This window comes from Rheinheimera sp. (assembly GCF_020217005.1).
Taxonomy (GTDB): domain Bacteria; phylum Pseudomonadota; class Gammaproteobacteria; order Enterobacterales; family Alteromonadaceae; genus Pararheinheimera.
In genome coordinates, this window is record NZ_JAIWOI010000294.1 from 1 (window position 1) to 10,000 (window position 10,000).

The window sequence follows — 10,000 nt, forward strand, 5'->3', positions numbered from 1 at the left end:
CTTCAATGGCCGAATATGGCTATATAGTGTCTGATTTTCTTGATAACAAAATGGATATTCAGCACAGCTGGATAGCACCTAACATTCAGGCTTACCGCGATGCGTTAGTAGCTGAAGGTGTCACAGTGCCTACTTTGTTTGCCGCTCAGTCGAGTTATTCCATCGATCAGAGCATTTCCTCTGTTTATCTGATGACTGATTTTGAAACCGAAGTTGGCGGCTTAGCACTACGCGGTAATTTTGGTGGCCGTTATGAGCGCACTGAACGTGATATCAACACTTATATCACGGGCGATACCCACCCGGATAACGAAGAAATCAAGCTGGCGATAGGTGAAACTACTCAAAGCTTTGACTACAACAACTTCCTGCCTAGCGCCAACCTGGTCTTGGAGTTAAATGACGATATGCAGGTGCGTTTAGCGGCCGCTAAAGTGCTGGTGCGTCCTATGCTGACCTCCAACACTCAATTGGCCGCTTCTGAAACATCAGCGGCGAACTCCTTTGGTACCCGCACCTACACTGTGAACCTGGGGCAACCTGAACTGGCGGCGTTAACAGCAAATCAATTGGATTTGGGCTGGGAGTGGTATTACAGCGAAGGTGACTCTTTTACGGTGAACCTATTCCAGAAGGACATCAAAAACGGCACTGTCAGTGAACTAATTTGTCCTGATCAATACGATGGCACCAACCTGAGCATGCAAGGTTCTGATTGTGTTGACAGTGTTGGTAATATTTATGACATCACTGCCATTTATAACGACAGTTCAAAACTAACCGTCAAAGGCTATGAAGTGGGCTGGAATCAGGGGTTCGATGCCTGGTTACCTGTGCCCGGTTTTGGCTTAAGCTCCAACTATACCCGTATTCTGGTGGACGAAAGTGAGGGATTCACATTAACCAACTCTTCAGAACAAACCTGGAATATCACAGGTTACTGGGAAAACGATCAATACAGCGCTCGCGTATCGTTAAACCATCGCAGTCCATATGTACAGGACAGCACAGATGCATTTTTTGCCCGGGAAGGCCGTACTGTTGAAGGTCGTAATCAGATCGATGTGCTGTTGGGCTGGAACATTAGCGAACAATGGTCTGTGCGTTTAGGCGCTCTGAACCTCAATGGCCAGGACGAAGAAGCTTATCGTGATGAGCAGACCCGTGCATGGCAAACCACCAGCGTGATAGGTCGTAGTTATTATCTGGGCGTCAATTTCAGCCTGTAAAAACTACAACAGGAGCCAGCACATGGTGTTGGCTCTTTTATTGATCAGATTTTGCCTGATCATCTGATTAGAAGAAGGAAAATCCTCATGTATTCGTTTCGTCTGAGTCTTGCCGGATGCTGTGTGGTGGCAGCGCTGCTGGGGGGTTGTTCGCCGGCTCAATCGCCTCCGCAAAACCAAACTACTGTCACGTCAGTGCTAACACCACAAGCCGAAAGTGCAGAAGTGGCCGCTGTACGGCAGTTATTTGAGCGTGTTGTCGGTCATGTAGTGCCTCAAGTGCATTTTAGTGTGCACCAGGACGACTTGTCTGACTGGTATCAGGTCGAAGCGCGGGATGGCCAGCTTTATGTCAGTGCCAATGCGTTGACGGCCTTAAGTTACGGTACTTATGAGTATTTACGCCAAATTGGCGCCATGTCAGTCAGCTGGGAAGGCAAGCGTATTGCCATACCTGAAACCTTTGCAGATTATCTGCCAGAACGAGTCAGTTCTTTATTTCAACAACGCGCTTATCTGAACGTGTGCGCTTATGGTTACAGTACACCCTGGTGGGGCTGGAGCCGATGGGAGCAGGAACTGGACTGGATGGCACTGCATGGTGTCAATAATCCTGTGGCTATGGAAGGTCAGGAGTTTGTCTGGCAACAACTCTGGCGTGAGTTTGGCGTGAAAGACGAAGAACTGGCGGGGTATTTTTCAGGTCCGGCTTTTACGCCCTGGCAGCGTATGGGCAATATTGAAGGGCATGAAGGCCCTTTGCCTCAGGCCTATATTGAGAAAAAACGTCAGCTGCAAAAGCAAATTATGGCGCGTATGGCCGACTACGGCATGAAGCCTGTGGTGCCCGCCTTTTCAGGTTATGTGCCCAAACAATTTAAAACCTTATTCCCGCAAGCAAAAATTTCCGCTATGCCGAAATGGTCTGGTTTTGCCAATGAAACTTATTGGCTGGACCCGGCTGATCCACTATTTGCCAAAGTCGCCAAACGTTTCATTGAGCTTTATAACGCCGAATATGGTGAGCAGCAGTATTACCTGCTGGATGCTTTTAATGAAATGTTGCCGCCTGTGTCCGAAGACAAACGCTATCAGGATTTAGCGGGCTACGGCGCAGCCTTATACCAATCCTTGGCGCAGTCTGTGCCTGACGCCACCTGGGTGATGCAGGGCTGGATGTTTGGTTCGGATCAGCATTTTTGGGATCTAAAATCCATCGAAGCCTTTTTAAGCAAAGTGCCTGACCATAAGCTGATGATCCACGACATAGGCAATGACAGATTTGACGTCTGGCAAAAAGCCAAAGGCTTTTACAACAAAGACTGGGTTTTTGGTTTTATTCACAATTATGGTGGCAGTAACCCTGTGTATGCCGACTTTGATTACTACAAAGAAAAAGTCGAGACCGCGTTGCACCATCCCGACAAAGGCAATCTGACGGGTTATGGTGTTTTCCCTGAAGGTATTCACAGCACATCAGTCGCTTATGAGTATATGTTTGATCTGGCATGGCAAGGGCAGGCCAAAGCCACAACGGACTGGCTGGAACACTACCTGAAAGCCCGTTATGGCGCTGTAAGTCCTGCTTTATTGTCGGCCTGGAACAAGCTTTACAAATCGGTTTACAGCACCAAATACTGGGAGCCTCGCTGGTGGGAAGGCTCGGCCGGAGCTTATTTGTTATTTAAACGTCCTTCTTTGGATTATCTGCGTTACACAGGCGCGCCTGGTAATCTGGCCTTATTGGATCAGGCGCTGCGTGAACTGGTGGCCTTGCCTGAAAACGAGCGCAGTGACTTACTGAAGTACGATTTGATTGATCTGACCCGTCATGCGGTGACTCAGCACATTGATATGTTGTTGCAGCACAGTATGCTGGCTTATCAGCAGGGCGATATAAAACAAGGTGATGACTGGCGACAGCAAGCCAAAGCGCTGATCCTGGGTGTGGATGCGCTGATTGGTGGTCAGCAGGAGAGCTTGCATAGTTGGGTAAAAGAGGCGCGCGATTATGCAGATAGGGCCGAATTGGCTGCTTTTTACGAACGCAATGCTAAACGTCAGGTCAGCAGTTGGGGCGGTTTCAAGCTAAAAGATTATGCCTCCAAAGCCTGGCAGGGCATGTACGCTGATTTTTATCTGCCCCGCTGGGAGCTGATGTTTGATGCGCAGCGCAAAGCCGCCCAGCAGGGCAAGGCTTTGGATAAAGCTGCGGTAGAGCAACAACTGGTGGAGTTTGAAGCAGCCTGGCTGGATCAGCCGTTAAAAGCACCATTGGCACAACCTGCAGATGCTTATGCTGCAGTTGCTGCTTTACAGGCGTTAGTGACAGCCAGCAAAGCGCCACCTTCGAATCTGTAATCAGACCTGTAACTTTTTAACTTGCGCTGTGGCTGCCCGACTATGGGCAGCGCAGCAGGAATTGATTATGCAAGCACAACGTTTACTGGCGTTAGATTTATTCAGGGGCCTGACCATTATTCTGATGATTATGGTCAATAGTCCCAATACCTATGGTGAGTTTTCCCATGCCTATTGGGATGGAGTGACTTTCGCCGATTTTATCTTCCCGTTTTTTGTGATCATTGTTGGTGTGGCCATTGCCATTGGCATGCGGCCTGTGCAGCGCAGTGCTGCGGAGATATCTGCACTGCGTGTCAAAGTGCTTCGCCGCACTTTGATCATGTTCGGCTTAGGCATTATCGTCAACCTGATGTATCTGAAGTTTGCCGATATCCGTATCTTAGGCGTGCTGCAACGTATTGCTGTGGTGTACCTGGTGTGCTCCTTTTTGGCTATGCAGTGCAGTACTAAAAGACTAGTGCAGATCATGGGTTTTATTCTGGTCAGCTACTGGTTGCTGATATTGCTGGTGCCAGCGCCCGGTTTAGCCGCTGGACAACTGGAGCGGGGCGCTAACCTGATCAACTGGTTTGATAGTGCCTTTTTACCCGGCATGTTATGGCGTGGCAGCTGGGACCCTGAAGGGATACTGAGTACCTATCCAGCTATTGCCAGCGGTTTATTTGGTGTACTGATGGGACGGCTTGTGCTTGAGTATAAACAACAGTTGCCACAACTGGTGATGTCGTTGTTTGTACTAGGTTTTTCCAGCTTTTTACTTGGCTGCCTCTGGAGTTTGTTTTTCCCGTTTATAAAGCAAATCTGGAGCAGTTCTTTTGTGTTGGTCACCAGTGGTATGGCAAGTATGGTGCTGGCTCTGCTGATTTGGTGTTCTGACGTCAAAGGCTACCAACAGTTGAACCGTATTCCGCTGATCTTTGGTGCCAACGCTATAGTGGCTTATGTGCTGCATGTCGCATTGGAAAAACTGCTGGAAGTGCCTGTGGCTGGTCAGTCTGTGCATGGCGCTTATCAGCACTGGGTGGCGGCTTTGGGCTGGAATCAGTTTTTCAGTGTTGGCGTCTGGATCACCGCTTTTCTTGTGCTCTGTTATCTGCCGGTCTGGTGGCTGTATCAGCGCAAAATTTTCGTAAAAATTTAATCTTTTCAGGTCAGGCAGACCAGCTGGTTTTGGCAGCTGGTGTGCCCTTGGCTTGTCCAAAAACAGACCTAAAAGCGGAAAGGGTAATATAACAGATGCAACAAATAGCTCTGCAACACGAACAACTTTTTATTGGTGTGGATGGTGGCGGTACTAAATGTAAAGCCAGGTTGGAAAGTCGCAGCGGTGCTTTATTGGCCGAAGCAGTGACCGGACCAGCCAACCCGGCAACAGATTTTACTTTGGCAGTTGATTCCATTCTTCAGGCTTGTGAGCAAGTCCTGCAGCAGGCGGGTTACCCCATAACCGCTTTGGCTTGTTGTCATGTTGTGATGGGGTTAGCAGGCGTGAACGTACCTCGTATCCACAGCCAAATGCAAAACTGGTCTCATCCTTTTGCCAGCCTAACAGTAACCACTGATTTGCATATTGCGTGTTTAGGTGCCCATGCTGGCAGGGAAGGTGCAATTTTGATTACAGGGACAGGCACAGCCGCTTTTTCGATAGTAGACAAAAAGCAGTCATATTTTAGTGCACAGGGGTTTCCGCTTGGAGACAGAAGCAGTGGGGCCTGGTTTGGCTGGCAGGCAGTCTGTGCCACTTTGGATAGTCTGGATGGCCTAACCAACGAGACGGAATTAACGAACACTATCTGCCGCGCTTTAGGGGTAAGAAGCAACACTGATTTGATCAGTTGCTGCCTGAGTTACAAAGCAACGGACTATGCCCAGCTTGCGCCATTAGTTTTAAGGTTTCAACAGCTTGGTGACCCGCTGGCACTGGATATTACCAAGCGTGGCATGGACTATATACAGGCACTATTTCTACGGTTACTGAAAACCGGAGCTGGCCGCGTCGCCATGCTAGGGGGGCTGGCACCTTTTTTAGCCGATTTATTACCAGAAGAGTTAAAACAACATCTCAGCCCAGTGTTGGGTCCACCAGAGGTTGGCGCTGTGACGCTGGCCCGACAGCTTTTTACGGAGAAATCAGCATGACCTTGATGCGACAGGAAGCCAGTGAAAGCTGGCAGAAGATTGAACAACAAAATCAGAGTAATACAGCTCTGTATCAACAATTGGCAGAAAGGATCAGGGCTTTCGATCCGGCTTTTGTTTATATGGTGGGGCGTGGCACCTCCGACCACGCCGGTGTCTTTGCCCGTTATCTGATTGAAGTAGAAGTGGGTCTGGTTGTAGCAGCTGCTGCCCCTTCAGTGGCCAGTTTGTTCTCGAAGCAGCTCAAGCTAAACCAAGCTTTGGTGTTGCTGATTTCTCAATCAGGACGTAGTGAAGATTTGCTGGCTCAGGGCAGAGCAGCCAAACAAAGTGGTGCTTTAGTAGTGGCATTGGTGAATGACATCAGTTCGCCGTTGGCTGCTTTAGCAGATTATGCCATCCCTCTTCTGGCCGGCCCTGAAAAAGCAGTGGCAGCGACCAAAAGTTATCTTTGTACCTTATCCGCCTTGCTGCAGCTAGTGGCGCACTGGAAACAGGATCAGGTGTTGCTGGATGCGTTAGCAACTTTACCCGCAGCGTTGCAACAGGTACTGGAGCAACCAGCCCAGCTGCATGCTGCACAGATCAGTAGGCTGCGGCACTGTGTGGTGCTTGGCCGTGCCTTTGGTTATGCCATCTCCAGAGAAATAGCGCTGAAAATTAAAGAAGTCTGTGGTATTCAGGCCGAGGCTTTTAGTAGTGCAGAGTTTTTGCATGGCCCTATTTCATTATTAAATCAGCCGTTGACACTGTTGAACGTGCAGTTGAATGATGAGAGCAGTGCAGCGCATCATGCGCAAATTGAGGAAGTAAAAAAACGTGGTGGCCTGGTACTGCCCCTGGCTTTGAATATGCAGCAACAGGCCATTCATCCGCGCTTACAGCCTTTGTTGTTAATGCAGCGTTTTTATTTGGATATCGAAGCCGTAGCTCTGGCGCTAGGCCAGAATCCGGATGCACCTGTTGGCTTGAATAAAGTGACCAGTACGCTATGAACAGTATTTATGTCTCGCATTGTTTTGATGGTAAAACACTTCTGCAGGATGTGCGGCTGGACTGGCAACAGGGACGGATAGTTGCACTGCAAGCCGGAGTAAAATCAGGGCATCAACCCCAACTGCAAGGTCTGCTTTGTGCTGGTTTTATTGATATTCAGGTCAACGGCGGCGGAGGAGTGTTATTTAATCAGTGCCCTGATGTCACAGCCCTTAAAACCATCAGTAAAGCCCATCTGCAATTTGGCACCACAGGTATGTTGCCAACCGTTATCACCGACAGTCTGGAGGTGATGCAAGCCGCTGCTGATGCTGTGGCTGAACTCTTGCCAGAGCCGTTGCATACAGTGCTGGGTATTCATTTTGAAGGCCCGCATTTGTCCGTGGCACGTCGTGGTATTCATCCGGCAGAGCAGATAAGGCCGTTGTCAGACAAAGAAATGCAGCTGGTTTGCCGTAAAGACCTGGGTAAAGTGATGATGACTCTGGCGCCTGAAACAGTGCCAGTACAGCAAATTCGTGAGTTGGTAGCCCAAGGCGTCATCGTCAGCTTGGGGCATTCCGCGGCGACGGCTGAACAGGCTTTAGCTGCTATTGATGCCGGAGCCAGCTGCTTTACCCATTTATTTAACGCTATGTCGCCATTGACCAGTCGTGAACCCGGTATGGTGGGGGCTGCTTTGGCTAGTCCTCAAGTCTATTGTGGTTTGATTTTGGATCATTTACATGTGCATCCACTGTCTGCCCACATTGCGGCTTTGTGCAAAGGTGAAGATAAACTGATTCTGGTGACAGATGCAATGGCCCATACCGGCAGTGAGTTGCAGCTGTTGCCATATCTGCACACTGAAATTCGGCGGGAAGGACTGAAACTCACTTTACCAGATGGTACTTTGGCCGGTTCCGCGCTTGATATGAATACTGCGTTGCGGCATTTTTGCCAGGATCTGGCCTTGCCTCTTGCTGCTGGTTTAAAAGCGCTGAGTAGCAACCCTGCGCAACTCATAGGTCTTGAACAGATTGGGCAGTTACAGACTGGCACTATCGCCAATATGCTACTGCTGGACAATAACCTCAATGTACAGCGTTGCTGGTTGCAGGGCGTGGAACAACAAAATAATAAAAAGGAAACTCTATGAGCAAAGTGACTCTTCATCCGTCCGACAACCCGTCAGGCAATTCATCAAGTCTGCAACCGATCGTCATTATCGGTGTGCTGTTTTTTATGTTTGGTTTTATTACCTGGCTCAATGGCGCTTTGATCCCGTTTTTACAACTGGTGTGTCAGTTGGGCGAGTTTCAGGCACTTTTAATCGCCTTTAGTTTTTATATCGCCTATGTAGTGATGGCTTTACCTATGGCTCGCGTGCTGGCCTGGTCGGGCTATAAAAACGCCATGTCGATAGGCTTAGGGCTGATTGCTTTGGGCTGTGCTTTGTTTATTCCTGCCGCCTATAGCCAGCAATTTATAGTGTTTTTACTGGCGCAGTTTGTGGTGGGATCTGGCTTAACGCTGCTGCAAACTGCATCTAACCCCTACTTAGTACGGGTTGGTCCTGAACATTCAGCTGCAGCCCGCATTTCGCTGATGGGTATTTTAAATAAAAGCGCTGGTGTCTTGGCGCCTTTGGTCTTTACCTGGCTGGTATTACAGGATTTAGGTCATATCACAGCAGATAGTCTGGCGTTGTTAAGCGAAGCAGAGCGTCAGCAGCAATTAACGCTGTTAGCTTCACAACTGATGGCACCTTATGCAGGTATCGCAGCGGCAATTTTACTGTTGGCTGTTGGACTGCGTTTTTCGGCCTTACCTGAATTACCTGCAGAAGCAGTGCCTGTCAGCAGCGATGGCGGAAAAACCTCTATTTGGCAACACCGTCATCTGGTACTGGGTGTGGTGACTTTGTTTTGTTATGTTGGCGTCGAAGTCATAGCAGGGGATACCATAGGTTTGCTGGGGTCGGCATTGAACGTTCAGGGCGCTACAACTCTAGCTTCTTATACCATGGTCTTTATGGTGCTGGGGTACAGCTTGGGATTAATGCTGGTGCCTAAGCTAATGTCGCAGCGTCAGGCGTTGGCAATTTCTGCGGGTTTAGGTTTGGTGTTATCAGCGGGTATTTTAGTCTCGGAACCAGGCAGCTCAGGTATTTCTGCACTGTTATGGGGCTGGGCTGGATTACCGTTACTTCCAGACCCCATCAGTCTGGTTGCTTTATTAGGCCTTGCCAACGCTCTGGTTTGGCCTGCGGTGTGGCCTTTGGCTTTGGCTGGTTTAGGCTCGTTAACCCCCAAAGCTTCTGCACTGCTGATCATGGGGATAGCGGGTGGGGCCTTGTTACCTCTGGTTTATGGTGCCTTGTCACAACATTTTGGCGCCATAGCGGCTTATATCGTGTTGCTGCCTTGTTACGCAATGATCCTGTACTACGCAGTGCGCGGTTGTCAGCTGAAATCTTCCAGATAAAACATGTAACAAAAAGCCTCTGCTGAGTGCAGAGGCTTTTTTATCGGTGACTGTTAGCCTTAATTATTAATGCAAATGACGGTGTCCTCGTTTAGTTTTACCTCCACCTTGTCCTTTGCCAGTATCAAAGTCGCGGATTTTTACCTGTTCTTTTACAAAAGGCTCCACACCCAGTTTGCGGTATAAATCAGCTGGCACCATAGCTTTGCCTTGAGTGATCACCAAAGCCAATTTGCGGATATCGCTTATATTTTTGGTGGGATCGCCATCGACCAGCAATAAGTCGGCATCAAAACCTACTTTAATCTGGCCTTTGTGTTGTTCCACTTTGCTGTAGCGGGCGCCGTTTAAAGTGGCTACCTGCAAAGCTTCAGCTGCCGTCAATCCTGCTTTTACTAATAATTCCAGCTCACCTTGCAGAGTAAAACCAGCCAATTCGTCTGTGCCTGCCACCACAGGAATACCTGCTTTGTACATCATGCCGACGAATTCAACCATTTTGGCGTAGGATTTGGCATAACGCTGTGCCGTAGCCTCGTCCGGTATGTCCAGTTCGGCGCGGGCATAAGCGCGTTGAATGTCCGGTGGAAGGTGTTTGACTATAGCGCGCCATGGCTCGCCTACAGTGCCATCTGTTTTCTTCAGGAAATCAAAAGTTGCCAATGTTGGGTCTACCGTCAGATGATTCGATTTTAATAAACGAATAAAGTCCTGAACCGCTTTGCCCGATAAATCGAGATCAGCGACCTGTTTGGCTGGCAGATAAAATCGGTCCAGAGTGCGGGTGTCAGTGTCAGCTTTAACCA

8 protein-coding genes are annotated in these 10,000 nt (G+C 49.0%); 7 read left to right on the forward strand and 1 reads right to left on the reverse strand.

What is annotated here, in order from left to right; all coding sequences use genetic code 11:
* The 7 genes from LDL40_RS14275 to LDL40_RS14305 all read left to right on the forward strand — a co-directional run.
* The coding region (locus LDL40_RS14275) for a TonB-dependent receptor (protein WP_300996076.1) at positions 1-1,229 on the forward strand (1,229 nt) is incomplete at its 5' end.
* 87 nt (positions 1,230-1,316) lie between these two features.
* A complete protein-coding gene (locus LDL40_RS14280; protein WP_300996078.1) occupies positions 1,317-3,590 on the forward strand; it encodes an alpha-N-acetylglucosaminidase in 2,274 nt (757 codons plus the stop codon).
* A 67-nt stretch (positions 3,591-3,657) separates the two neighbouring features.
* Entirely contained in the window at positions 3,658-4,734 is a 1,077-nt protein-coding gene (locus LDL40_RS14285) for an acyltransferase family protein (RefSeq protein ID WP_300996080.1), read from the forward strand.
* A 95-nt stretch (positions 4,735-4,829) separates the two neighbouring features.
* Complete coding sequence (locus LDL40_RS14290; protein WP_300996082.1) at positions 4,830-5,732, forward strand: BadF/BadG/BcrA/BcrD ATPase family protein; 903 nt, start codon at positions 4,830-4,832, stop codon at positions 5,730-5,732.
* Positions 5,729-6,727 (forward strand): glucosamine-6-phosphate deaminase NagB-II, encoded by a 999-nt coding sequence (gene nagB-II / locus LDL40_RS14295; RefSeq protein ID WP_300996083.1) that lies wholly within the window; start codon positions 5,729-5,731, stop codon positions 6,725-6,727. The genes LDL40_RS14290 and nagB-II overlap by 4 nt, the downstream gene beginning before the upstream one ends.
* The gene (gene nagA, locus LDL40_RS14300; RefSeq protein WP_300996084.1) at positions 6,724-7,866 is read left to right on the forward strand and encodes an N-acetylglucosamine-6-phosphate deacetylase; all 1,143 of its coding nucleotides are present in this window, start codon (positions 6,724-6,726) and stop codon (positions 7,864-7,866) included. The genes nagB-II and nagA overlap by 4 nt, the downstream gene beginning before the upstream one ends.
* Positions 7,863-9,194: a sugar MFS transporter gene (locus LDL40_RS14305; RefSeq protein WP_300996085.1), complete on the forward strand. Its 1,332-nt coding sequence runs from the start codon at positions 7,863-7,865 to the stop codon at positions 9,192-9,194. Before nagA ends, LDL40_RS14305 begins: the two co-directional genes overlap by 4 nt.
* A 66-nt stretch (positions 9,195-9,260) precedes the next feature.
* Here the strand turns inward: LDL40_RS14305 and LDL40_RS14310 are convergent.
* On the reverse strand, positions 9,261-10,000 hold a 740-nt coding region (locus LDL40_RS14310), incomplete at its 5' end, for an amidohydrolase family protein (RefSeq protein ID WP_300996086.1).

Bases quoted from the DNA above. Each gene is read 5' to 3' on its own strand.
- LDL40_RS14280 (WP_300996078.1), top strand. From the start codon at position 1,317: ATGTATTCGTTTCGTCTGAGTCTTGCCGGATGCTGTGTGGTGGCAGCG.
- LDL40_RS14285 (WP_300996080.1), top strand. From the start codon at position 3,658: ATGCAAGCACAACGTTTACTGGCGTTAGATTTATTCAGGGGCCTGACC.
- LDL40_RS14290 (WP_300996082.1), top strand. From the start codon at position 4,830: ATGCAACAAATAGCTCTGCAACACGAACAACTTTTTATTGGTGTGGAT.
- nagB-II (WP_300996083.1), top strand. From the start codon at position 5,729: ATGACCTTGATGCGACAGGAAGCCAGTGAAAGCTGGCAGAAGATTGAA.
- nagA (WP_300996084.1), top strand. From the start codon at position 6,724: ATGAACAGTATTTATGTCTCGCATTGTTTTGATGGTAAAACACTTCTG.
- LDL40_RS14305 (WP_300996085.1), top strand. From the start codon at position 7,863: ATGAGCAAAGTGACTCTTCATCCGTCCGACAACCCGTCAGGCAATTCA.